At 61.1% G+C, this 23,472-nt stretch carries 21 protein-coding genes; 10 read left to right on the top strand and 11 right to left on the bottom strand.

Features of this window, described 5'->3' with window-relative positions; genetic code table 11:
* Positions 1-32: 32 nt before the first annotated feature.
* Entirely contained in the window at positions 33-521 is a 489-nt protein-coding gene (locus EJ576_RS07900) for a DMT family transporter (protein WP_126569993.1), read from the top strand.
* Here the strand turns inward: EJ576_RS07900 and EJ576_RS07895 are convergent, their stop codons facing one another.
* From EJ576_RS07895 to EJ576_RS07875, 5 genes are all read right to left on the bottom strand, one after another.
* Positions 522-1,853, bottom strand: a complete 1,332-nt coding sequence (locus tag EJ576_RS07895; protein WP_078047312.1) for an MFS transporter — start codon at positions 1,851-1,853, stop codon at positions 522-524.
* A 59-nt stretch (positions 1,854-1,912) separates the two neighbouring features.
* Complete coding sequence (locus EJ576_RS07890; RefSeq protein WP_078047311.1) at positions 1,913-2,854, bottom strand: hydroxymethylglutaryl-CoA lyase; 942 nt, start codon at positions 2,852-2,854, stop codon at positions 1,913-1,915.
* Entirely contained in the window at positions 2,851-4,044 is a 1,194-nt protein-coding gene (locus EJ576_RS07885) for a CaiB/BaiF CoA-transferase family protein (RefSeq protein WP_122724819.1), read from the bottom strand. The genes EJ576_RS07890 and EJ576_RS07885 overlap by 4 nt, the downstream gene beginning before the upstream one ends.
* A gap of 218 nt (positions 4,045-4,262) precedes the next feature.
* Positions 4,263-5,174 carry a LysR family transcriptional regulator gene (locus EJ576_RS07880; RefSeq protein ID WP_126569992.1) on the bottom strand — a complete coding sequence of 304 codons (912 nt, stop codon included), beginning with the start codon at positions 5,172-5,174 and terminating at the stop codon, positions 4,263-4,265.
* A complete protein-coding gene (locus tag EJ576_RS07875; protein WP_122724815.1) occupies positions 5,174-5,848 on the bottom strand; it encodes an NAD(P)H-binding protein in 675 nt (224 codons plus the stop codon). The genes EJ576_RS07880 and EJ576_RS07875 overlap by 1 nt, the downstream gene beginning before the upstream one ends.
* A gap of 94 nt (positions 5,849-5,942) precedes the next feature.
* Here EJ576_RS07875 and EJ576_RS07870 point away from each other — a divergent pair, with 94 nt between their 5' ends.
* A complete protein-coding gene (locus EJ576_RS07870; protein WP_122724813.1) occupies positions 5,943-7,100 on the top strand; it encodes an MFS transporter in 1,158 nt (385 codons plus the stop codon).
* On the opposite strand, the gene yiaY is transcribed toward EJ576_RS07870, so the two are convergent.
* Complete coding sequence (yiaY, locus tag EJ576_RS07865) at positions 7,097-8,245, bottom strand: L-threonine dehydrogenase (RefSeq protein ID WP_122724811.1); 1,149 nt, start codon at positions 8,243-8,245, stop codon at positions 7,097-7,099. The two genes, EJ576_RS07870 and yiaY, sit on opposite strands and share 4 nt — an antisense overlap.
* A 123-nt stretch (positions 8,246-8,368) precedes the next feature.
* Here yiaY and EJ576_RS07860 point away from each other — a divergent pair, with 123 nt between their 5' ends.
* Complete coding sequence (locus EJ576_RS07860; RefSeq protein WP_126569991.1) at positions 8,369-9,385, top strand: DUF4917 family protein; 1,017 nt, start codon at positions 8,369-8,371, stop codon at positions 9,383-9,385.
* Between the two features lie 139 nt (positions 9,386-9,524).
* Here the strand turns inward: EJ576_RS07860 and EJ576_RS07855 are convergent, their stop codons facing one another.
* Positions 9,525-10,052: a helix-turn-helix domain-containing protein gene (locus tag EJ576_RS07855; protein WP_028619304.1), complete on the bottom strand. Its 528-nt coding sequence runs from the start codon at positions 10,050-10,052 to the stop codon at positions 9,525-9,527.
* A 105-nt stretch (positions 10,053-10,157) separates the two neighbouring features.
* Here EJ576_RS07855 and EJ576_RS07850 point away from each other — a divergent pair, with 105 nt between their 5' ends.
* The 6 genes from EJ576_RS07850 (at position 10,158) to EJ576_RS07825 (ending at position 17,164) form a co-directional block, all read left to right on the top strand.
* Entirely contained in the window at positions 10,158-10,940 is a 783-nt protein-coding gene (locus EJ576_RS07850) for an aldolase (protein WP_028619303.1), read from the top strand.
* A 28-nt stretch (positions 10,941-10,968) separates the two neighbouring features.
* Entirely contained in the window at positions 10,969-11,841 is an 873-nt protein-coding gene (locus tag EJ576_RS07845) for a dihydrodipicolinate synthase family protein (protein WP_126569990.1), read from the top strand.
* Between the two features lie 113 nt (positions 11,842-11,954).
* Complete coding sequence (locus EJ576_RS07840) at positions 11,955-12,494, top strand: RNA polymerase sigma factor (RefSeq protein WP_016975119.1); 540 nt, start codon at positions 11,955-11,957, stop codon at positions 12,492-12,494.
* The gene (locus EJ576_RS07835) at positions 12,491-13,462 is read left to right on the top strand and encodes a FecR domain-containing protein (protein ID WP_126569989.1); all 972 of its coding nucleotides are present in this window, start codon (positions 12,491-12,493) and stop codon (positions 13,460-13,462) included. Before EJ576_RS07840 ends, EJ576_RS07835 begins: the two co-directional genes overlap by 4 nt.
* 128 nt (positions 13,463-13,590) lie before the next feature.
* Positions 13,591-16,161, top strand: coding sequence for a TonB-dependent receptor (locus tag EJ576_RS07830; protein ID WP_122724802.1), 2,571 nt, complete (start codon positions 13,591-13,593; stop codon positions 16,159-16,161).
* A 103-nt stretch (positions 16,162-16,264) separates the two neighbouring features.
* The gene (locus EJ576_RS07825) at positions 16,265-17,164 is read left to right on the top strand and encodes a DMT family transporter (RefSeq protein WP_122724800.1); all 900 of its coding nucleotides are present in this window, start codon (positions 16,265-16,267) and stop codon (positions 17,162-17,164) included.
* Between the two features lie 88 nt (positions 17,165-17,252).
* On the opposite strand, the gene EJ576_RS07820 is transcribed toward EJ576_RS07825, so the two are convergent.
* From EJ576_RS07820 to EJ576_RS07800, 4 genes are all read right to left on the bottom strand, one after another.
* Positions 17,253-18,455, bottom strand: a complete 1,203-nt coding sequence (locus EJ576_RS07820) for an SAM-dependent methyltransferase (RefSeq protein ID WP_126569988.1) — start codon at positions 18,453-18,455, stop codon at positions 17,253-17,255.
* Between the two features lie 209 nt (positions 18,456-18,664).
* Positions 18,665-19,282 (bottom strand): TPM domain-containing protein, encoded by a 618-nt coding sequence (locus EJ576_RS07810; RefSeq protein WP_122724794.1) that lies wholly within the window; start codon positions 19,280-19,282, stop codon positions 18,665-18,667.
* A gap of 28 nt (positions 19,283-19,310) precedes the next feature.
* Entirely contained in the window at positions 19,311-20,039 is a 729-nt protein-coding gene (locus tag EJ576_RS30120; protein ID WP_028619296.1) for a YgcG family protein, read from the bottom strand.
* 18 nt (positions 20,040-20,057) lie between these two features.
* A complete protein-coding gene (locus EJ576_RS07800) occupies positions 20,058-20,669 on the bottom strand; it encodes a LemA family protein (protein ID WP_028619295.1) in 612 nt (203 codons plus the stop codon).
* A 225-nt stretch (positions 20,670-20,894) separates the two neighbouring features.
* Here EJ576_RS07800 and bglX point away from each other — a divergent pair, with 225 nt between their 5' ends.
* Entirely contained in the window at positions 20,895-23,186 is a 2,292-nt protein-coding gene (gene bglX, locus EJ576_RS07795; RefSeq protein WP_126569986.1) for a beta-glucosidase BglX, read from the top strand.
* The last annotated feature ends 286 nt before the right edge of the window (positions 23,187-23,472 follow it).

The following is a 23,472-nucleotide window of genomic DNA, read 5'->3' as shown; positions in this document are numbered from 1 at the left end:
TAGAGTCCAGCAAAACCTCTTGGAGATTCGCCATGACAACGTTGCATTGGGTGGGTTTATTGGCGCTGGCGGTCATTGCCGGTGCAGTGGTGCCGTTTCAAAGTGCGATCAACGCCAACCTCGGACGCGGCCTTGGCCACCCGTTGTGGGCCACGTTGGCGTCGTTGCTGGTGAGCATCATCGTGTTGCTGCCGGTGATTCTGGCGCTGCGCCTGCCGCTACCGAGCCTGGCGTTTATCAGCAAGGCGCCGCTATGGATGTGGGCCGGTGGCGCGTTTGGCGTGTGCTTTATTGCCCTGGCGTTGATGCTGCTGCCCAAGCTGGGTGCGTCGGGGTTTATCGCGCTGGCCATGGCTGGGCAGATTTTGGCCTCGTTGGTGCTGGATCACTTCGGACTGTTCGGCCTGGTGGAGCGCCAACTGACAACGCCCCGTGTGCTGGGGGCGTTGTTGTTGATTGGCGGGGTGGCATTGATTCAGTTCAGCGCCACACCGGTCCGGGCGTTGGCCACCGCTGGCTGATCAGCCTTTATCGAGCGTGCGCAGTTTTTGCGGCAAGCCCCACAGCAGCAACGCTGCTGCCAACAGCGCGCACACGCCGATCACATACAGTGCCGGCGTGGTGCTGCCGGTGAGGTCCTTGATGCGTCCCACCATCACCGGGCTGACAATGCCACCGAATTGTCCGAGGGTATTGATCACCGCAATACCGCCCGCTGCACCGGCTCCGGCACCGGCCAGCAACTTGGGTGGCAGGGTCCAGAAGGTCGGGATCGAGGCGATGATGCCCGCGCCCAGCATGCCCAGGGCGATAATCAGAAAGGTCGTGTGGTCGGCGAAAATGCCGGCACTGAAGAAGCCCACCGCCCCCAGTACCACCAGGCCACAGACGAACTTGCGACGCTCACCCGTGGCATCCGACAGCCGCCCGATCACCACCATGCTGATGGCGCCACACACATAAGGAATCGCCGTGAGCAGGCCGATCATCACCGGGCTCTGGGTGCCCGCGCTGCGGATCAACTGCGGCGCCCAGAAGTTGAGGCCGTAGGACGCCACCTGGATCAGAAAGTAGATGAAACCGAGCATCAGGAACCCTGGAATACGGATCGCCGACAACAGAGAACCACCGTGCTGGTTCGGCTCATGCTTGGCGATGCGACTGGCCAGCAAGGTTTTCTCCGCGGGTGTCAGCCAATGGGCATCTTCGATGCGGTCCTTGAGCAGCGTCAGCACCAGGAAGCCCAGGCCGATGCACGGCAAGCCGCCGAGCAGGAACAACCAGTGCCAGCCGCGCATTTGCAAGACGCCGTCGAGGTGCTCCAGCACCAAGCCGGAGAACGGTGCGCCCACCAGGCCGGCAAAGGCCGAGGCCAGGAACAGCATCGAGGTGATGCGCCCACGGAAGTGCTGCGGGAACCACAACGTCAGGTAATACAGCACGCCGGGCGCAAAACCTGCCTCCATTGCGCCGATCAGGAAGCGCAGCACATAGAACTGCCATTCTGCCGTGACAAACACCATGGCCGCCGTCGCCAGCCCCCACGACATCATGATCCGCGCAATCCAGCGCCGCGCGCCGACCTTGTACAGCATCATGTTGCTCGGCACTTCGAAGATCACGTATCCCACCACGAACAACCCGGCGCCCAGGCCATAGGCGGTGTCGCTCAGGCTAAGGTCTGCTTGCAACTGGAACTTGGCAAAGCTGATGTTGATACGGTCAAAAAACGCGAACAGGTAGCACACCATGATCAGTGGCATCAGGCGCCAGGCGACCTTGCTGACCAGGGCTTTTTCGGCATCGATTTCAGCAGCCGGGCGCGCGCCGGCCTCCAACGTATTAGTGCTCATGGTTTCTCTCCAGCGGGCTGCTCACAGGCGCCCGATTGTTTTTGTTGTCTGGTGCGGTGCTACAGCGTGGCGATGTAGGCCGGCGGCGGATGCAGGTCGCCATTGCGCCCGGCCTTGGCCACCTGGCCAGGTAGTTCATGGCCCAACAGGGCCGGCAGGCGGCGGGACATGTGCAGCAGGTGCGGCAGGTCGATGCCGGTGTGAATCCCGACCTCTTCGCACAGGTTGACCAAATCTTCAGTGCAGATATTGCCCGACGCCCCCGGTGCGAACGGGCAGCCGCCCAAACCGCCGAGCGCCGCGTCAAATCGACGGGCACCAGCCTCATAAGCGGCCAGCACGTTGCATAAACCCAGGCCGCGGGTGTTGTGAAAATGCAGGGTCAGGTCGCTGGCGGATACGCGCTGCAACACGCGCTTGACCAGCCGTTCCACCTGGCGTGGATTGGCCATGCCCGTGGTGTCGGCCAGGCTGATGCCCTGGATGCCCAGTTCAAGGTAAGCGTCAACGAATTGCAGCACGCGGTCTTCATCGATCTTGCCTTCAAACGGGCAACCGAACGTGGTGGCGATGCTGCCGTTGAGCCTCACCGGGTGGTCAGCGGCAACGCTGACGATCTCGCCAAACGCCGCCAACGACGCTTCACAGCGCATGCGCATATTGGCCAGGTTGTGGGTCTGGCTGGCGGACATCACCAGGTTCAACTCATCGGCACGGGACTCGATGGCACGCAGGGCGCCCTTGAGATTGGGGATCAGTGCGACATAGATAACACCCGGCTTGCGTTGGATGCCCTGGAACACTTGCTCGCCATCGCGCAATGCTGGAATGGCCTTGGGCGAGACGAACGAACCGGCTTCGATCCGTGAAAAACCGGCCAGGGAAAGCTGGTCGATCAAGGCGATCTTGTCCGCCGTTGCGACCCAGGTCGGCTCGATTTGCAGGCCGTCACGCGGGGACACTTCCTGCACGATCAGCGGGTCTGAATAGTCTGTGATCATTGCACCACTCCCGAGGTTTTCAGGCGTTGGATATCGGCGCCGGACAGGCCCAGGCTGCCGAGAATTTCGTCGGTGTGTTGCCCCAGAGACGGGCCCTGCCAGTTCACGCCGCCAGGGGTGTCCGAGAGTTTAGGCACGATGCCGGGCATCTTTACCGACACACCGCCAGGCAGCTCGGCATTGAGCAACATGTCACGCGCCTGGTAGTGCGGGTCACTGACGATATTCGCGACGGAGTAGATGCGCCCCGCCGGTACCTCTGCGGCTTCAAGCGCGCTGAGCACGTGGTCGATGGGCAGGCTGCTGGTCCAGTGGGTGATCGCGGCGTCGAGCAGACCGCTTTTGGCGGCGCGCCCATCGTTGTGGGCAAACTCGGGTGCTTCGGCCAGGTCGGCGCGGCCAATGGTGTGCATCAGGCGCTTGTAGATCGGGTCACTGTTGCCGGCGATCACCACGTAGGCACCGTCGGCTGTCAGGTAGGTATTGGAGGGCGCAATGCCCGGCAAGGCACCGCCGCTGCGTTCACGCACATGGCCGAGCATGTCGTATTCCGGCACCAGGCTTTCCATCAGGTTGAACACGCTTTCGGCCAGAGACACATCGACAATCTGCCCGTCGCCCTGCCCCGTCTTGACCCGCAACAGCGACATCAGCGCGCCGATCACACCGTGCAACGACGCCAGGGAATCCCCCAGGCTCACGCCGACCCGCGCCGGTGGCGAGTCCGGGTTGCCAGTGGTGTAGCGGATACCGCCCATGGCCTCGCCGATGGCACCAAAGCCAGGGCGGTCGCGATACGGGCCGGTCTGGCCGTAACCGGAGATGCGCACCAACGTCAGCTTGGGGTTGAGGGCGTGCAGCACGTCCCAGCCAAGGCCGAGTTTTTCCAGGCCGCCGGGGCGCAGGTTTTCAATCAGCACGTCGGCGTCACCGAGCAATTGCTTGATCAGGTCCAGGCCTTCGGGCGACTTGAGATCCAGCGCCAGGGACTTTTTGTTGCGCGATTGCAGGTACCACCACAGCGACGTGCCTTCGTGCAGCTTTCGCCATTTGCGAAGCGGGTCACCTTGGCCCATGGCCTCGATCTTGATCACCTCGGCGCCAAACTCGCCCATCAACCGGGCGGCGAACGGCGCTGCAATCAAGGTGCCGATCTCAATCACCTTGATACCGCTCAGGGGAGCCGTCATGGGGTGTACCTCTTATTCTTGGAATGTGGCGCCAAGACTAAAGGCCAGGAACAGGATAAATCCAACCGTCAGTTGGCAAGGAGCATTCGCCAAATACGAACGCCCCTACATGCTCAGTGCTGATCAGATCGCCATCGCGGGCAAGCCCGGCTCCCACAGTTGAGCGCGTTCCAATGTGGGAGCCGGGCTTGCCCGCGATGGGGCCAACAGGGTTTCGCTCAACCCGTCGTCCTGCGCAGATCTTCGAACAGCAACCGGCTGACCGGCGACAGCTGCGCCTCATCACGCACCACCAGGATCAGGCTGCGATCCGACCAGTCGTCCGTCAGCGGCACGGCATGCAAACCCAATGCACGACCAAACAGTTCATACGCTTTCTGCGGCAGGATACCGATGCCCATATTCGCCTGGACCATCCGGCACATCGCATCGAACCCCGGCACATGAATGCGCAGGCGCAGCATCTTGCCCGCCTCGCGCGCGGCGGCGTGGGTGCGCATGTTGATCGAGCTGGCGGCGTGCAGGCCAACGTAATCACTGTCCAGGGTGTCGGCAAACGCCAGGGTTTTGCGCGCCGCCAATGGGTGATCCGCCGGCATCAGCACCACCAGTTTGTCGTGGCGATACGTCACGCTGGGCAGGCCTTTGGTGTCGGTGTCACTGGAGCAGATGCCCAGGTCCGCCACGCCATCCAGCACGCCTTGCACCACACCATTGCTGGGACGTTCTTCCAGGTCGGTTTTCACTTCGGGATGCCGCTCGGAAAAATCCCGCAGGTCTTCCGGAAGGAACTGAATGATTGCCGACAGATTGGCCAGCATCCGCACATAACCGCGCACGCCATGGCTGTGCTCGCCCAGCTCCAGGCCCATCTTCTCGACGTTGAACAGCATCTGCCGCGCATGGTGCAACAGGGTTTCGCCAGCGGCCGTCAGGTCCATGCCCTTGGCCCGCCGCACGAACAGACTGACCCCCAGCACCTGCTCCAGCTCCATCAAACGCTTGCTGGCGGCCGATACAGCGATGGCTTCACGGTTGGCGGCGCGGGTCAGCGTGCCTTCCTCGAACACCGCCACAAACAACTGCAGCGTGATCAGGTCCAAGCGACGCACCAGACTCTTGTGCAGCATCAGCGACGCTCGCTGGCCAGCCGATTGATCTCGGCCTGCTCCACTACCGGCTGCGGCGCACCCTGGCTGGCAGCCTGTAACATCGCCCGGCCTACTGTCTCGGTACTCACCACCCAGCCCGGGTTCAGCCGCCGCACAAACGACAGCAACGGCCCGAGTACCGAATAAAACGACTGGTACAACGGCGTCTTCGACCGCACGCCATGCAACGGCTGGATCACCCCCGGCCGAAACAGATACACCGCCTTGAACGGCAGGCGCAGCAAAGCATTCTCGGTCTTGCCCTTAACCCGCGCCCACATCGACTTACCCGCCTCGGAACTGTCCGTCCCGGCGCCTGAGACGTAGATAAAGGTCATCTGCGGATTAAGCCGCGCCAGGGTGCTGGCGGCGACCAGCGTCAGGTCATAGGTGAGATGGGTGTACTGGGTTTCATTCATCCCCGCCGATGAAACACCGAGGCAAAAGAAACACGCGTCAAAGCCTTGCAACAGGTTTTCCAGAGGCTGGAAATCCAGCATATCGCCATGCAACACCTGGTGCAGCTTGCCGTGCTCCTGGGTCAAGGGCGTGCGGCCGACAGCGACGACTTCCTGAACGTCAGCGGCCAACAGACACTCACGCAGGACACCCTGGCCGACCATGCCGGTGGCGCCGAATAACAGAACTCTCATGGGTTGGTTCCTTGGTTACAAACGATTAGCCGCACGTTAGAGACAAACACACTAGCAGCTTGTAGCTTACCGCTGAAAAAGGAAAAGCTTGCCTTTGAACAATACCACCACCCTCGCCCTGGCCTGCAGCGCCGCCTTCCTCGCCCAAGTCGGCATCAGCAGCTACCTGCCTGCCGTCCCCGCCATCGCCCGCGCCCTCCCAGCCGCCGAAGACCACGTCGCGCTGGCCTTGGCGATCTACCTCGTCGGTATGGCTTTGCCGATGCTGCTATGGGGCAGCCTGGGCGAACGTTTTGGGCGTAAGCCTGTGCTGTTGACGGCGCTCGCAGTGTACGCCGTGGCGAGTGCCGCGATCCCCTCGGCCCCCAGCGTTGAAGTCTTCCTGTCATTGCGGCTGATTCAAGGTCTGGGGGCAGGCGGTGTTTCGGTGATGGCGCGGGTGTTGGTGCGTGACAGCTTCAGCGGTGCATTGCTGGCAAAAGGGTTGTCGTGGCTGGGCATGACTTTCGTGATCGCTTTGGGCATCGGTCAATTCACAGGTTCGCTGTTGCAGGTGATCTTTGGCTGGGAGGCGATCTTCTACGGGTTGGCGATTGGCGCGCTCGGGTTGATGCTGGTGTTGCAACGGGTGACGTTCCCGGCGCTGGTGAAGGCCGACGCGTCTCTATCCGCCTGGCGCATCTACGCCACCATCGTGCGACATCCACCGTTTCTGCATGCAGCCTTGGCCGGTGGCCTGGGTTATGGGGTGATCATCGCCTTCAACACCTGTGCACCGTTGATTCTGCAAGGCCGTTTCGAGTGGAGCGCGGCGCAATATGGCTGGCTGGGTTGGCCAATCAGCGCGGCGTATCTGGCGGGGGCATTGATGGTCAACCGCTTCGTGGCTCGCACGGGTCGGGTAAAGATGATGGGCTGGGGCGTGGCACTGGTTCTGACGGGAACGGCCGTGATGCTGCTGGGCAGTGTGCTTGCTGGCGGAATCGCTGTCTTGCTGTGGCTGCCTTACTGCGTGGCGGTGCTGGGGCAATCGATGAGTTACCCGATCAGTTTGTCCCTGGCCAACGATGCCTCACCGGTGAGCGGCTCCTACGCCATGGCGTTGAGCGGTTTTATGCATCAGTTGATGGCCGCATTGATCGGTGGCGTGGCAAGCCTGCTGGTGAGTCAGCAGGCGTGGCCGTTGGCGTTGTTATGTGTGGTGTTGGCGGGCGCCGCATCTGTGTGCGTCGCCCGTTGTCGAGCGGATTAAAACGCGTTGCGAAAGATCTCCTCGATCTGCCGCTGATCCGCCCGCCGTGGATTGGTCAGCCCACACGCATCCTTCAGCGCGTTAGTCGCCAGCAAGGGAATGTCCTGCAACTTGGCGCCCAGCTCGCGCAATCCTGCCGGGATCTCGACATCATGGGCCAGGCTGCGAATGGCGGCGATGGCGGCCTGGGCGCCCTCTTCATCGGTGATGCCCTTGACGTCGGCACCCAACGCACGGCCCACATCGCTCAGGCGTTTGGCGCAGACGCTGGCGTTGAAGCTTTGCACATGGGGCAGCAACACCGCGTTGCATACGCCGTGGGGCAGATCGTATAAACCTCCCAGTTGGTGCGCCATGGCGTGCACAAAACCCAGGGACGCATTGTTGAAGGCCATGCCGGCGAGGAATTGCGCATAGGCCATGTTTTCCCGGGCGGCCTTGTCGCTGCCGTCGCGCACCGCCAGGCGCAGATTGGCGCTGATCAGTTCGATGGCTTTGATGGCACAGGCGTCGGTGATCGGGTTGGCGGCGGTGGACACGTAGGCTTCGATCGCGTGGGTCAACGCGTCCATGCCGGTGGCGGCGGTCAGCCCCTTGGGCATGCCGACCATCAGCGCCGGATCGTTGACCGACAGCAGCGGCGTGACGTTGCGGTCGACGATGGCCATTTTCACATGGCGGGTTTCGTCGGTGATGATGCAGAAACGTGTCATCTCGCTGGCGGTGCCGGCGGTGGTGTTGATGGCCACCAGGGGCAGTTGCGGTTTGCCGGACTGGTCAACGCCTTCGTAGTCGCCGATATGCCCACCGTTGGTTGCACACAGGGCGATGCCTTTGGCGCAGTCATGGGGTGAACCGCCGCCCAGGGACACCACGAAATCACAAGCGCTTTCCTGCAACAGCGCCAGGCCTTTCTCGACGTTTTCCACATTCGGGTTGGGTTTGGCGCCGTCATAGATCACCGAGTCGATGTCCTGCATCGCCAGTTTCTCGGCGATCATGCTCGCCACGCCGGCCTTGGCCAGGCCGGCGTCGGTGACGATCAGCGCCTTGCGAAAACCATAGTTGCGAATGGCGGTCATGGCTTCGTCGAGGCAGTCGGTGCCCATGATGTTCACGGCGGGGATAAAGAAGGTGCTGCTCATGGTCAATCCTCAGAGGCTTTATGCCTACAGCATCAACCTGCGCTACCCAGCGCATCTTGATCAGGATCAACGCCGACCCGTGATAAAGTCTCCGTCCAGCCGATTTCGAGTAGACCCGCCGCAATGAAGGATTTCCAGGATATTGACGCCCACCTTGAAGACTGGAGCGCCCTGCGCAGCAGCACGGACTTCAGCGGGATTCTGATCGGCAATGGTGCGAGCCGTGCCATTTGGGAAGACTTTGCCTACGACTCGCTGTTCGAAAACGCCCGTACCGTTGAGGAAAAGCCCCTGAGCCAGTCCGAGCTCAGCGTATTCGACGCCCTGCAAACCCGCAGTTTCGAGCAAGCCCTGGGCGCGTTGAAGACCACCAGCCGGGTCAACAAGGCCCTGGCCGTCAGCTCGGCGGCGCCGCGCAATCGCTATTACGCGATCAAGGAAGCCTTGATCAATACCATCCACGCGGTGCATATCCCATGGCGCCTGGTGCAACCGTCGACGCTGGCGACGATCAACGCTGAGCTGAAGCATTACTCGACGGTATTCACCAGCAACTACGACCTGCTCAACTATTGGGCCATCCTGCACACGCCGGGCATCGACGACCTGTTTCGCAGCGCCGACGCCAGCTTCGACCTGCGTGACACCCGCACCGATGCTACGCGCATCCTCTACCTGCACGGCGGCCTGCACCTGGTGCGCAACCTGGATGGTACGGCGCGCAAACTGCCGACCACCGACAGCACCTTGCTCAGCAGCTTTGCGATCAACAACACGATCAAGACCCTGGACGATGTGCCGCTGTTTGTCAGCGAGGGCAAGGTTGAGGAGAAGCTCAAGACGATCCGCAGTTCGGATTACCTGTCGTTCTGCTATGAGCAGTTGCTCAGCCACGAAGGTGCACTGTGCATCTTTGGCCATGACCTGGGACCGCAGGACAAACACCTGGTGGATGCGATTCGCCAGGCCAGGCTGTCCACGCTGGCGATCTCGGTGTCGGGGCGCAGTGATGGGTTTATCCGTCAACAGAAGCGGCGGTATTCGGAGTTGTTTGAGGGGGCTGGGGTGGCGCTGAAGTTCTTCGCGGCGCGTACGCACCCATTGGGTAATCCCGCGCTGTCAGTGCCTGTCGAACGCTGATTTTATGGGCGACGTCGATCCAATGTGGGAGCTGGCTTGCCTGCGATACAGGCACCTCGGTCTGTCAGCTGAACCGAGGTGATGCTATCGCAGGCAAGCCAGCTCCCACATTGAGTGTGTTCGCAACACACGCGCGACATCATTCTTCCGAACTGTGCACCACAACCAGCAATTGTGCCTGCACCGGCCCCACCGAGCGCAACCGATGGGGCTTCTGCGCATTGAAGTGCAGCGCATCGCCCCTCTCCAGAATCACCCGCTCATTCATGAAATCCACTTCCACCTGGCCTTCGTGCACAAACAGAAACTCTTCCCCCACATGCTCCTTGAAGGTCTTGTCGGTGAACTCCGCGGGCGGGTAGATGATGAACGGCAGCAGGCTGCGTTCGCTGACCTGATGGGCCAGCACCGCATAACCCGGTGACGTGTCCGGCCGCTCATGGCTGCGCACCAGGCTGTAGCTGTCGAGGCTGACGCTGTCTTCGCTGAACAGCTCTTCGACCTTCACGTTCAGCGCCTTGGCGAGCTTCAACGCGGCGGCAATCGACGGCGTGTTCAGCCCGCGCTCGACCTTGGACAGGTAACTCTTGGTCATCCCAGACTTTTCGGCCAGGACATCCAACGTTACACCAAGTTTTTTTCTCAATAATTTCAAACGGATAGACATGCGCTGCGATTAATCCATGCAGTAAGCGATGAGCTGTGCTTGCCAATGACACAAAGTGTCATATAGCATCGTTAGTGTCATTTGCAGCCACCGAGGGCACCCGATATGGCCAAGACATTAGCACTCCCAAAAGACCAACTGGTCAAGCAAGCACTGGTCCAGATGCAAAACACCCTGGCGGATAATACGTGGACCGTCCGGCAAAAGCTGGCGCTTACATGTCGCATCCTGTTCGAGAACGGCCACGACTCCGGCCTGGCCGGGCAGATCACCGCGCGCGGGCCGGAACAGGGCACCTATTACACTCAGCAATTGGGCCTGGGTTTTGATGAGATCACCGCCAGCAACCTGTTGCTGGTGAACGAGGACCTTGAAGTACTGGAAGGCCACGGCATTCCCAACCCGGCCAACCGTTTTCACAGTTGGGTATACCGTGGGCGGCCGGATGTGAACTGCATCATTCACACCCACCCCACCCACATCGCCGCGCTGTCGATGCTGGAAGTGCCGCTGCAGGTGTCCCATATGGACCTCTGCCCGCTGTACGAAGACTGCGCCTTCCTGGAGGCCTGGCCGGGTGTGCCGGTGGGCAATGAAGAAGGGGAAATCATCACCACGGCACTGGGTGACAAACGCGCGATCCTGCTCTCGCACCACGGTCAGTTGTCCACCGGGGCGAGCATCGAGGAAGCCTGTGTGATCGCGCAGTTGATCGAGCGCGCGGCCAAATTGCAGTTGCTGGCGATGGCGGCCGGCACCATCAAGCCGATCCTGCCCGAGCTGGGGCGCGAGGCTCATGACTGGATCTCCCGGCCCAAGCGTCACGGTGCCGCGTTCAACTACTACGCCCGGCAGAACCTGCGTCAACACGCCGATTGCCTGAACTGACTAGCCCTTTTCTGACCGGAGACTTCCCATGTCCAGCCCAACCATTCACGGCATCATCGGCTACACCATCACACCGTTCAGCGCCGACGGCCAACGCGTTGACCTCGACGCCCTCGGCCGCTCCATCGACCGCCTGATTGACGGCGGCGTACACGCCATCGCGCCACTGGGCAGCACCGGTGAAGGTGCGTACTTGAGCGACGCCGAGTGGGACGAAGTCAGCGCCTACAGCCTGGCCAAAATCGCCCGTCGAGTACCGACCATCGTCAGCGTGTCCGACCTCACCACCGCCAAAGCCGTACGCCGTGCCCGCTACGCCGAGGCCAATGGCGCCGATGTAGTGATGGTGCTGCCGACCTCCTACTGGAAACTCAGCGAAGCAGAAATCATCGCCCACTACGCCGCGATCGGCGACAGCATCGGCGTGCCGATCATGCTCTACAACAACCCGGCCACCAGCGGCACGGACATGTCGGTGGACCTGATCCTGCGCATCATCAAGCAGGTGGCCAACGTGACCATGGTCAAGGAGAGCACCGGAGATATCCAGCGCATGCACCAGTTGCATCGCCACAGCGACGTGCCGTTCTACAACGGTTGCAATCCGCTGGCGCTGGAAGCCTTTGCGGCGGGTGCCAAGGGTTGGTGCACGGCGGCGCCGAACCTGATCCCACAGCTCAACCTGGCGTTGTATGAGGCAGTGTTGGCGAATGACCTGACCCAGGCGCGGGAGCTGTTTTACCGCCAGTTGCCGTTACTGGACTTCATCCTCAAGGGTGGATTGCCGGCGACGATCAAGGCGGGATTACGTTTGACGGGGCTGGAAGCGGGTGATCCTCGGTTGCCAGTGTTCCCGCTGGGTGACGTGGGGATCGAACAACTGAAAGCATTACTGCACTAACCCACGCTCCCACATTTTTTACTGTGTACATCCGTAAAATAGAGACAAATGACAATGGTTCTCGATACCATTCGCGACTTTCTCCAAGTCGTGCTTCGTCAAGAAGGATCTCCATGTCTCGTCCCAAGCCCGACCCGCTGTCGGCCGATGCCTTTCGCGGGTTCTATACAGACATTCTGTATTTCCTGCGCAAGCGCACAGACAACGCCAGCGATGCCGCGGACATGACCCAGGATGTCTTCACTCAGTGGCTGGACTACCGCGACCGGGCCAAGGTCGAGCAGCCACGGGCATTTCTGTTCCAGATGGCGCGCAACCTGCTGCGTGATCACTGGCGCAAACAGAAGGTACGGCATACCGTCCACTCTGATCAGGCCGAAATGGACGCCGAGCCTGTCACCGACGAGCAAAACGATCCCATGGCCGCCGTGCAACGCTTGCAACGCCTGGAACAGTTGAAAGAAGTCCTCGCCGAACTCTCGCCCCGCAGGCGAGAAGCCCTTATGCTGCACCGCTTCGAAGGCTTGAGCCAGGCGCAGATCGCCGAGCGCATGGGCATTTCGACCAGCATGGTAGAAAAGCACATCGCTTTTGCCCTGCTGCATTGCAAGCGACGCCTTCAACACGAACCCGGCACGGAGCAGCCAGAATGAACCGCCTGAGCGACACCGACATGATGGACATCGAGGACAGTGACTCCATCGATGCCCAAGCCGCCAGCTGGTTTGCCCACAACCGCAATAATGACGCGGGGCGTGCCGACCGCAAGGCCTTTGCCGCCTGGCAAGCCGAGCCCGCCCATGCCCGCGCCTATGCCGAATTCGAGCAACTGTGGGCAGACCTCGCCCAGTTGCAGCAACTGAACAAACCCGTGGCGCTGCCCCAGCGCAAGCCTTCCGTATGGCGCCCAGCCCTGGCCGTGGCGGCCGCCTTGCTGTGCGCAATCATGGCCACGCATATCGGCGCGCCCCGCGAGCTGTATCACACCCAGGTCGCAGCCCACGCCAAAGGCATGCGCACCCTCAATCTGCCCGATGGCAGCACCTTGTATGTGAATGCCAACACCCGCGTGCGGGTGGAGTTCACCGCGTACCAGCGCATCGTGCACCTGGACAAAGGCCAGCTGTACCTCGAAGTGGCCGCCGACAAGGAACGCCCGCTGTTCGTGCAAGCGGGCGAGGCCAATGTGCGCGTGGTCGGCACTGGCTTCGATGTGCGGCGCAGCCAGCAGCAACTGGTAGTCAGCGTCGCCCATGGCCAGGTCGCGTTCGAGCCGGATGTCAAAAGCCCCGTCACCCTATTGGGTGCGCAGCAGCGCGCGATCTTCAGCTACGCCAAGGGCACGTTGCAGCAGCAGACCCTCACCGCCGAAGAGGTGGCCGACTGGCGCAGCGGTCACCTGTCGTTTCGCAACCGCGAGCTGGTCAGCCTGATCGATGAATTGAGTCTGTACCGCCCACAGGCACCGTTGCAGGTCAGTAACGCCGTGGCGCACTTGAAGGTCTCGGGCAACCTGGATGTGAATGATCCCGACGCCCTGCTCAACGCCCTGCCCGCCCTGTTACCAGTGAAAACCGTGGCGTCGGCCGATGGCATCGTACGCATCGAACCGAGCAAATAACCTTTCAAAATTCTTATTTGAGAATATTTTGCATTCGCAGGTGTGGTTTTTTCGAGCAGCCGCGTCTTCCCCCGGTCTGCGTTTGATACGCACACCTTTTCGGCCACTTGGCCACACCGGGGGATTTCATGTTTCGCGCGCCTTGCCACGCTTCGCACCTGTTTCTTCGACCGACGCTCATCGCTAGTTGCCTGGTATTCAGCCTCAGTGCACAGGCCGATTCGCTCACGCTGCAGCTGCCAGCGCAGTCACTGGCCACGTCCCTCAGCCAGGTGGCGCAACAGGCACAGATCCAGTTGCTGTTCGATGAAGAGCTGCTCAAGAACGTGCAAGCCCCCGCGCTCAACGGCGACTTCACGCCGGAAGTGGCGATACGCACCCTGTTGAAAAACGGCGAGTTCACCCTGATCAAGGTCGGCAGCACCTACGTCGTGCGCCCCGATGAGGGCAAGACCACCAACAGCGGCGTTGTTCAACTGGATGCACTGAGCGTGATCGGTACCGGTAGCCAGGTCGACTCCAGCACCGTGGGCCGCTCCACGCTGAGCCAGGCGGATATCGACCGCTACCAGCCCGATAACATTCCTTCGCTGTTGCAGACCCTGCCCGGGGTATCCATGGGCGGCTCACCCAAGCCGGGCGGCCAGACCATGAACATCCGCGGCATGGGCGATGCCGAGGATGTACCAATGACCGTGGATGGCGCGGCCAAAAGCGGTTTCGAGCGTTATCAACAAGGCACTATCTTCATTGAACCCGAGTTGATCAAAAGCATTGAGGTGGAGAAAGGCCCTTACTCGCCATTTACCGGTAACGGCGGTTTTGGCGGCACGGTCAACATGATCACCAAGGACGCACCGGACCTGCTCAAGGACGGGCAAAATGCCGGGGCGATGGTCAAATACGGCTACGCCAGCAACACCCACGAGCAGGTCTACACCGGCGCCGTGTATGGCCGTACCGACGACGGCCGCATGGACGGCCTGGCCTACCTGACCAAACGCGACGGCGATGACCTCAAGCTTGCCGACACACCGCCTGACCCACGCAATCAGTACCCGATCAACCCCAAACGCTTGCCCAACAGCGCGCAGGATGTCGAAGGCCAGCTGTTCAAGTTCAACGCGTACTTCACCGACGAACACAGCATGGGCCTGTCTTACTCACGCGCCCAAAGCCAACGTATGACGCCGTTCTCGGCAAAGTCCTACCCATCACCACCGACACAATCGGCCATCGACCGCTACGGCTACGCCACGGCGGTGTCTCGCTTCCTGGCCGACCGCGACACGGTGGACACCACTTGGTCGAGCAAGTACGAATACCACCCCCTGAACAATCCGCTGATCGACCTGAAGCTGAGCTACTCGGAGTCCAATACCGACCAGACCGATGAGCGCGCCGAGAATGCCGTCATTGGCCTGGCCACCGGCGGGCGCAAGATGGACACGTCCTACACCGACCGCATCCTCGAACTGCGCAATACCAGCCTGCTGACCACCGGCCCGTTGGAACACGCGGTGACCACGGGCGTGCAGATCCGCAAGCACAAGCGCGAAACCGAAAGCTGGATGCCGGGAGCAGCCTACAACACGCCTAAATACAACTATGGGCATTTCCAGCCGTATTTCATGCCTCACGGCAAGGTCGACACCAACGCATTCTATATTCAGGACGCAATTACCCTGGGCGACGTGACCATTACGCCGTCCCTGCGTTACGACCATGTGCGCAACCGCGGTCAAGCCAATGATGCACCGTACTACAGCAGTCCTGACCCGAAAGTGGGCCACGACTACAGCGACCGCACTTACACCGGTTGGTCGCCGCGCCTGGCGGCGTTCTGGAACGTGACCCCGGATGTGGCGTTCTTCGCCAGTTGGAACCGCACGTGGCGTGCGCCGGTGATCGATGAACAGTACGAAGTCCAGGGCGCTATCAGCACCCGTAGCGCCACCAGCCTGAACCTCGATCCGGAGCGCATTACGGCGATTACCGCGGGCAACGTCACCAACTTCTCGGGCCTCTTCACCCGTGAAGACAACTTGCAGTTGCGCACCACGTTGTTTCACAACCGCATCGAAGACGAAATCATGAAGGCCACCGGCATTGGCTGCGAACGGCAGTTGACCGTGCCGGGCAGTATCGATTCGGTATGCAGTGACGCGGCATCCAGGACCAACTATCGCAATGTGGGTGGCATGACCATCAAGGGCTTCGAGCTGGAAAGCTACTACGACTCGACCTACCTGTTCGGTTCCCTGACTTACTCCTGGGCCACAGGCAAGCGCGACAACCCCTACACCAATCCCTGGGCGACCAACTTGCACGTATGGGCGCGGGATATCCCACCGGCAAAATGGGTGGTGGTGCTGGGTACCAAGATCCCAAGCTGGGACGCGCAGGTGGGCTGGCAGGGCCAGTTCGTACGCAAAACCGATCGCGTGCCCACCGATGTTTACGCGGGCGGTTTGAACTCCACCATCGGCGACTTTATCTACGACCAAACGGAGAACGCCAGCTACGACACGCAAGGCCTGTTCGCCAATTGGAAACCGCAGCAGGCCGGTCTCAAGGGCACCGAGATCAACTTCACCGTCGACAACCTCTTCAACCGCTTCTACCAACCTGCACTCAGCGGCGAAGGTGTCTACAGCCAAGGCCGCAACGCCAAGATCAGCATCACCCGCTTCTTCTGAAAAACTGTACGGATAAATCCGCGCCCAGCTGTAGGCCCGCAATCGACGGGGGATGTGGCTAGATGGGCTTCCCTTGAAGCCCTCTAGATTTCGGTTCGTCCCCATGAGCTCGCGCGAAAACACCGGCATGGCCCTCGGCCTGCTGGGCGTCATCATCTTCAGCCTGACCCTGCCCTTCACCCGCATCGTGGTGCAGGAAATCCACCCGTTGCTCAACGGCCTGGGCCGCGCGTTGTTCGCGGCGATCCCGGCGGCGGCGCTGCTGCTGTGGCGCCGCGAACGCTGGCCGACCTGGCGCCAGGTGCGCGGGCTGTGCCTGGTGATCGCGGGCGTGATCCTGGGTTTCCCGGTGTTGTCAGCCTGGGCCATGCAGACCTTGCCGGCGTCCCACGGTGCGCTGGTCAACGGCCTGCAACCGCTGTGCGTGGCGCTGTACGCGGCGTGGCTGTCCCATGAACGGCCGTCGAAAGCCTTCTGGGCTTGTGCGGCGCTGGGTAGTGGCTTGGTGTTGAGCTACGCGTTGATCACCGGGGCCGGCAGTATCCAGGCCGGTGATTTGCTGATGCTCGGTGCGATCGCGGTGGGCGGCCTGGGTTATGCCGAAGGCGGCCGATTGGCCAAGGAGATGGGTGGCTGGCAGGTGATCTGCTGGGCGCTGGTGCTGTCGACGCCCGTGCTGATCGGCCCGGTGTGGTACCTGGCAGCGCAGCATCAAGGGGCGATTTCGATGCGCGCGTGGTGGGCGTTTGGTTATGTGTCGCTGTTCTCGCAGTTCCTGGGGTTCTTTGCCTGGTACGCCGGGTTGGCCATGGGCGGAATTGCGCGGGTCAGCCAGATCCAACTGTTGCAGATCTTCTTCACCATTGCGTTTTCGGCGCTGTTCTTTGGCGAACACATCGAGCCGATTACCTGGCTGTTTGCGTGTGGGGTGATCGTGACGGTGATGCTGGGGCGCAAGACGACGGTGCAGCCAGCACCAATAATCAAGGCTGGCTCAGTCTAATGTGGGAGCTGGCTTGCCTGCGATGGCGGTGGTGGCTGACACTCCGCTATCGCAGGCAAGCCAGCTCCCACAGAGGACCGTGTTCACTTCAATTCAGGTAGCCATCCGCGCGCAGCAGGGTTTCCAGGCAGTGTTCGGTGATGTGGTAGAACGCCTTGAGTTCCTGGATCTTCTCCAGCAACTGCGCGTTGTCCAACGGCTCGGCACGCTTCACGGCCAGGATCATCTTGTTCTTGTTGGTGTGCTCCAACGAGATGAACTCGAACACCTTGGTCTCATAACCGCAGGCTTCCAGGAACAACGCACGCAAGCTGTCGGTGACCATTTCCGCCTGTTGGCCCAGGTGCAGGCCGTATTGCAGCATGGGCTTGAGCAACACCGGGCTCTGGATCTGCAGGCGGATCTGCTTGTGGCAGCACGGCGAGCACATGATGATCGACGCACCGGACCGGATGCCGGTGTGGATCGCGTAGTCGGTGGCAATGTCGCAGGCATGCAGGGCGATCATCACGTCCAGTTCGCTGGGCGCCACACTGCGCACGTCGCCGCATTTGAACACCAGCCCCGGATGCTCCAGGCGTGCGGCGGCGGTGTTGCACAAGGTCACCATGTCTTCGCGCAGCTCGACGCCGGTCACTTCGCCTTCGGCCTTGAGGGTGTTGCGCAGGTAGTCGTGGATGGCAAAGGTCAGGTAGCCCTTGCCCGAGCCGAAGTCGGCAACACGCACCGGCTGGTCCAGTTTCAAGGGTGACGAGGTGAGCGCGTGGCTGAACACTTCGATGAACTTGTTGATCTGCTTCCACTTGCGCGACATCGACGGGATCAGCACCTGCTTGGCGTCGGTCACACCCAGGTCGGCGAGGAACGGCCGGCTCAGGTCGAGGAAGCGATTTTTCTCACGGTTATGTTCAGCCGAGGGCGCTTCACGCAGTTGCTGTGGCTTGCTTTTGAACAGCGAGCTTTTGTTCTTCTTGCTGTATTCCAGCTGGGCTTCGTCAGTCAGCGACAGCAGGTGCGCGTTCTTGAAAGAGGTCGGCAGCAACTCGGCAATCGCCGCCACACCGTCTGCCAGCGGGAAATTCTTGGTGATGTCGCGGGTCTTGTAGCGGTAGACGAACGACAGGCAAGCCTGCTCCTTGACCGTTACCGGCTTGATGATCAGCCGCTGCAACTCGGCGTCCTCACCGACGTACTTGGCCAGCACCAGCTTGATAAAGGCGTTCTGCGCGAGGCTTGCGCTGAGCAGTTCGATGAACTGGGCGTGATGATCCGGTTGAACAGTGACAGACATGAACAAAAACGCCTCGGGCAGGGAATGCCGGGCATTTTAGGGGGGATGGGGAATTAGGGCACGGGGTTATTTGATCAACGGTTATCCGATTACTCCAAAACCCTGTGGGAGCTGGCTTGCCTGCGACGTGGACACCTCGGTCATCCAGGCAAACCGAGTGGATGCCATCGCGGGCAAGCCCGGCTCCCACAGGGTAGGCATCGTCTGGATTATTCGAGTACGACCAGGCGATTGGGCAGTTCGTTACGGGTTTGGGTGACCGGCACATGCACCTTCAACAACTCACCGCAGGCCTCGATGCACGCAATAAACCCCGCCAACGTCTGCCCCTGTTTCACTTGCTGGGTAAACGCCTTGACGATCACATCCCAACTGCCGTCATCCAGGCGTTTGGAAATGCCGTCATCCACCAGGATCTCCACGTACCGCTCCGCCTCGCTGACAAAAATCAGCACGCCAGTGCTGCCCAGGGTGTGGTGCAGGTTCTGCTCCAGGAACTGCCGCCGCGCCAGGTTGGACGCACGCCAGTGGCGCACCGAACGGGGGATTAGCCGCGTGGTGACCTTGGGCAGGCGGAACACCAGGCACAACACGATGAATGTCGCCCATTGCGCCAGCAACAAGGTGTACATGGTCAGGTAGCCCGACAGGTAATGCACCACGCCGGGTACCACCAACGCGATCAGGCTGGCCCACAACAGCGGGATGTAGGCGTAGTCATCGGCGCGGGCAGCCAGAACGGTCACCAGCTCAGCGTCGGTGGTTTTTTCCACGCGGGCGATCGCTTCCGCGACTTGGCGCTGCTCGTGTTCAGTCAGTAATGCCATGGTTGTGCTTGCTCTCTCATTATTATCATCACCAGCCGCCTGAAGCCCCACCGCCGCCGAAGCCGCCACCGCCGCCCCGGAAGCCACCGCCGCCTCCCCCACCGCCACCGCCACGGCCACTGCTGCTGAGAATCGCCAGCAAGATCGCGCCCACCGGCAGACCCATACGATTGCATAGCCACAACACGCCGATCAGCAGGATAAACAGGCCGATGGAAAACCCGGGATTATCCTTGGCAAAGTTGGCATCCGCCACATGGGCCGGCACGGCCAGTGGCTCGCCGCCCACCACCTGCACCATCGCGGCCACGCCGTCGCTGATGCCTTTGCTGTAGTTGCCGGCCTTGAACGCCGGCGCAATCACTTGGTTAATGATCACCCACGACTGCGCATCCGTGAGTACACCTTCCAGCCCATAGCCGACTTCGATGCGCAATTTGCGCTCATCGCGGGCAACGATCAACAGCGCGCCGTTGTCCTTGCCCTTCTGGCCGATGCCCCACTCGCGGCCCAATTGGTAACCGAAGTCTTCAATGGGCACGCCTTGCAGGTCGGGCACGGTGACCACCACGATCTGGTCGCCGGACGTCTGCTCCAGTGCCTGCAACTGCTGGGTCAGTTGCTGGCGCGTGGCCGGGTCGATCATTTGGGCGTTGTCCACCACCCGCCCGGTCAGCGCCGGGAAGGTCAGCGCCGCCTGGGCCGCACCGACGCAGGCCAACAGCCACAGCGCCAGGCCTATCCGTAATAAACGCATCGACACCTCAGTGCAGCCTTATTTGAACTTCACTTGCGGCGCTTTATCGGCATCGGCACTGGTGGCTTCAAACGTGGCGCGGATCGGCAAGTCGCTGTACATCACGCTGTGCCACAGGCGGCCAGGGAACGTGCGGATCTCGGTGTTGTAGGCCTGCACCGCCTGGATAAAGTCGCGACGGGCCACGGCGATACGGTTTTCGGTGCCTTCAAGCTGCGATTGCAGGGCCAGGAAGTTCTGGTTGGCCTTCAGGTCCGGGTAGCGTTCGGACACCACCATCAAACGGCTGAGTGCGCCGCTCAAGCCGTCCTGGGCCTGCTGGAACTGCTTGAGTTTTTCCGGGTTGTCGAGAGTGCTCGCATCCACCTGGATCGAGGTGGCCTTGGCCCGCGCTTCAATCACCGCGGTGAGGGTGTCTTGCTCATGGGCGGCGTAGCCCTTGACCACCTCCACCAGGTTCGGGATCAGGTCGGCGCGGCGTTGGTACTGGTTTTGCACCTGGCCCCAGGCGGCTTTGGCCTGTTCATCCAGTGTGGGAATGTTGTTGATGCCGCAACCGCTCAATACGGTACTAATCAGTAACAAAACTGCGGCTTTCACGCCCCAGCGGTAGCCTTGTGCTGCTTGCATGGTGTTTCTCCTGGCGAACCTTGGTGGAATGTGGCAACGGTAAGGCATAATCCGCTGCGGCGACTGGATTGCATCAGATCAATCAGCTAAAAAGATGCCCAGCACAAATAAGAGTTCAGAAGTGTGGTGCATTTTCTGCAATAACACTCGAACAACAACATATGTTCCCCACATTTTGGCAGATCAGCGCATTTTCGCTGTGCAGTGAGCCGAAAAAGGATATTCATGAAAAAGCTGTGTTTGCTCGGCCTTGTTGCCACTCTGGCCAGTCACCCCGTATGGGCAGAAACAAAGCCTGCTGCGCTTAAAGACAAGGACGCCTTCGTCAGCGACCTGCTCAAGCAGATGACCCTGGATGAAAAGATCGGCCAATTGCGTCTGATCAGCATCGGCCCCGAGATGCCTCGCGAGCTGATCCGCAAGGAAATCGCCGCCGGCCGCATCGGTGGCACGTTCAACTCTATCACCCGCCCGGAAAACCGTCCGATGCAGGACGCGGCCATGCGCAGCCGCCTGAAGATCCCGATGTTCTTCGCCTACGACGTGATCCACGGCCACCGCACGATTTTCCCGATCAGCCTGGCCCTGGCGTCCAGCTGGGACATGGACGCCATCGGCCGCTCCGGGCGCATCGCCGCCCAGGAAGCTGCCGCCGACAGCCTCGATATCACCTTTGCGCCAATGGTCGACATCTCCCGCGACCCGCGCTGGGGCCGCACCTCCGAAGGCTTCGGTGAAGACACCTACCTGGTCTCGCGCATTGCCGAAGTGATGGTCAAGGCGTTCCAGGGCGTAAGCGCCGCGAATGCCGACAGCATCATGGCCAGCGTCAAGCACTTCGCCCTGTATGGCGCGGTGGAAGGCGGCCGCGACTACAACGTGGTCGACATGAGCCCGGTCAAGATGTACCAGGACTACCTGCCGCCTTACCACGCGGCCATCAAGGCCGGTTCCGGCGGCGTGATGGTGGCGTTGAACTCGATCAACGGCGTGCCCGCCACCGCCAACACCTGGCTGATGAACGATCTGCTGCGCAAGGACTGGGGCTTCAAGGGCCTGGCCGTCAGCGACCACGGCGCGATCTTCGAGCTGATCAAGCACGGCGTGGCCAAGGACGGACGTGAAGCCGCCAAGCTGGCGATCAAGGCCGGCATCGACATGAGCATGAACGACTCGCTGTATGGCAAGGAATTGCCGGGGCTGCTCAAGTCCGGCGAGATCGAACAGAGCGACATCGACAACGCCGTGCGCGAAGTGCTCGGCGCCAAGTACGACATGGGCCTGTTCAAGGACCCGTACCTGCGCATCGGCAAGGCCGAGGATGACCCGGCCGACACCTACGCCGAAAGCCGCCTGCATCGCGCCGAAGCCCGTGATATTGCACGCCGCAGCCTGGTCTTGCTGAAAAACCAGAACAACACCCTGCCGCTGAAAAAATCCGCGACCATCGCTCTGGTCGGCCCGCTGGCTAAAGCACCGATCGACATGATGGGCAGTTGGGCCGCCGCCGGTAAACCGGAACAATCGGTGACCCTGCTCGACGGTTTGAACGCGGTGATCGGCGAAAAAGGCAAGATCATCTATGCCCGTGGCGCCAACATCACCAACGACAAGGCCGTGGTCGACTACCTGAACTTCCTCAACTTCGATGCCCCGGAAGTGGTGGATGACACCCGCCCAGCCCAGGTGATGATCGACGAGGCCGTCAAAGCCGCCAAGGATGCCGATGTCGTAGTCGCTGCCGTGGGCGAATCACGTGGCATGTCCCACGAATCCTCCAGCCGCACCGACCTGAACATCCCGCAAAGCCAGCGCGACCTGATCAAGGCCCTGAAGGCCACCGGCAAGCCGCTGGTCCTGGTGCTGATGAACGGTCGTCCCCTGTCGATTCTCGAAGAGAACCAACAGGCCGACGCGATCCTAGAAACCTGGTTCGCCGGCACCGAAGGCGGCAACGCGATTGCCGACGTGCTGTTTGGTGACTACAACCCGTCGGGCAAGCTGCCGATCACCTTCCCACGTTCGGTGGGGCAGATTCCGACCTACTACAACCACCTGACCATCGGCCGGCCGTTCACCCCGGGCAAGCCGGGCAACTACACCTCGCAGTACTTCGATGACACCACAGGTCCCCTGTTCCCGTTTGGCTACGGCTTGAGCTACACCACGTTCAGTCTGTCGGACATGGCGCTGTCGTCCACTACCCTGAACAAGACCGGCAAGCTTGACGCCAGTGTCACCGTGACCAACACCGGCAAGGTGGACGGCGAAACCGTGGTGCAGTTGTATATCCAGGACGTGGCCGGCTCGATGATCCGCCCGATCAAGGAGCTGAAGAACTTCCAGAAGGTCATGCTCAAGGCGGGTGAAGAGCGCACATTGCACTTCACCATCACCGAGGAAGACTTGAAGTTCTACAACACCCAACTGAAGTTCGCCGCGGAACCGGGTGAGTTCAATGTGCAGATCGGGTTGGATTCCCAGGATGTGCAGCAACAAACCTTCGAACTGCTCTGATCTAAAGCTGTAAACACAGTCAATGTGGGAGCTGGCTTGCCTGCGATAGCGGTGGAAAATTCACCACTGCTATCGCAGCATAGGTATCAATACAACGTTGTCCCACCCCAGCACCAACCACGATGCGAAGCGAGCCGCTCTTGCTCTTGATGTTGATCCTGCTTTTGATCTCAGGCGCCCCGTCGAACACGCTGGCCCAAATCCCTGTCGGATTACGGGCACACCGAGCCTAGGCGAGGTGCCGAGTGTTGGGGCAAGAGCGTTTTGCTTACTTTTGACTGGGCCG

This window comes from Pseudomonas sp. C 49-2 (genome assembly GCF_003970195.1).
GTDB classification, from domain to species: Bacteria; Pseudomonadota; Gammaproteobacteria; order Pseudomonadales; family Pseudomonadaceae; genus Aquipseudomonas; species Aquipseudomonas canadensis.
Note: the sequence above shows the minus strand (reverse complement) of the source record. Positions and strands in the feature narration are given on the sequence as shown.

What these genes read in the sequence shown, in the direction of transcription:
- EJ576_RS07810 (WP_122724794.1), bottom strand. Translation starts at nt 19,282, where the DNA reads ATGGCATTACTGACTGAACACGAGCAGCGCCAAGTCGCGGAAGCGATC.
- EJ576_RS07860 (WP_126569991.1), top strand. Translation starts at nt 8,369, where the DNA reads ATGAAGGATTTCCAGGATATTGACGCCCACCTTGAAGACTGGAGCGCC.
- EJ576_RS07800 (WP_028619295.1), bottom strand. Translation starts at nt 20,669, where the DNA reads ATGCAAGCAGCACAAGGCTACCGCTGGGGCGTGAAAGCCGCAGTTTTG.
- EJ576_RS07830 (WP_122724802.1), top strand. Translation starts at nt 13,591, where the DNA reads ATGTTTCGCGCGCCTTGCCACGCTTCGCACCTGTTTCTTCGACCGACG.
- EJ576_RS07825 (WP_122724800.1), top strand. Translation starts at nt 16,265, where the DNA reads ATGAGCTCGCGCGAAAACACCGGCATGGCCCTCGGCCTGCTGGGCGTC.
- EJ576_RS30120 (WP_028619296.1), bottom strand. Translation starts at nt 20,039, where the DNA reads ATGCGTTTATTACGGATAGGCCTGGCGCTGTGGCTGTTGGCCTGCGTC.
- bglX (WP_126569986.1), top strand. Translation starts at nt 20,895, where the DNA reads ATGAAAAAGCTGTGTTTGCTCGGCCTTGTTGCCACTCTGGCCAGTCAC.
- EJ576_RS07885 (WP_122724819.1), bottom strand. Translation starts at nt 4,044, where the DNA reads ATGACGGCTCCCCTGAGCGGTATCAAGGTGATTGAGATCGGCACCTTG.
- EJ576_RS07845 (WP_126569990.1), top strand. Translation starts at nt 10,969, where the DNA reads ATGTCCAGCCCAACCATTCACGGCATCATCGGCTACACCATCACACCG.
- EJ576_RS07855 (WP_028619304.1), bottom strand. Translation starts at nt 10,052, where the DNA reads ATGTCTATCCGTTTGAAATTATTGAGAAAAAAACTTGGTGTAACGTTG.
- EJ576_RS07890 (WP_078047311.1), bottom strand. Translation starts at nt 2,854, where the DNA reads ATGATCACAGACTATTCAGACCCGCTGATCGTGCAGGAAGTGTCCCCG.
- EJ576_RS07835 (WP_126569989.1), top strand. Translation starts at nt 12,491, where the DNA reads ATGAACCGCCTGAGCGACACCGACATGATGGACATCGAGGACAGTGAC.
- EJ576_RS07820 (WP_126569988.1), bottom strand. Translation starts at nt 18,455, where the DNA reads ATGTCTGTCACTGTTCAACCGGATCATCACGCCCAGTTCATCGAACTG.
- EJ576_RS07875 (WP_122724815.1), bottom strand. Translation starts at nt 5,848, where the DNA reads ATGAGAGTTCTGTTATTCGGCGCCACCGGCATGGTCGGCCAGGGTGTC.
- EJ576_RS07880 (WP_126569992.1), bottom strand. Translation starts at nt 5,174, where the DNA reads ATGCTGCACAAGAGTCTGGTGCGTCGCTTGGACCTGATCACGCTGCAG.
- EJ576_RS07850 (WP_028619303.1), top strand. Translation starts at nt 10,158, where the DNA reads ATGGCCAAGACATTAGCACTCCCAAAAGACCAACTGGTCAAGCAAGCA.
- yiaY (WP_122724811.1), bottom strand. Translation starts at nt 8,245, where the DNA reads ATGAGCAGCACCTTCTTTATCCCCGCCGTGAACATCATGGGCACCGAC.
- EJ576_RS07900 (WP_126569993.1), top strand. Translation starts at nt 33, where the DNA reads ATGACAACGTTGCATTGGGTGGGTTTATTGGCGCTGGCGGTCATTGCC.
- EJ576_RS07895 (WP_078047312.1), bottom strand. Translation starts at nt 1,853, where the DNA reads ATGAGCACTAATACGTTGGAGGCCGGCGCGCGCCCGGCTGCTGAAATC.
- EJ576_RS07840 (WP_016975119.1), top strand. Translation starts at nt 11,955, where the DNA reads ATGTCTCGTCCCAAGCCCGACCCGCTGTCGGCCGATGCCTTTCGCGGG.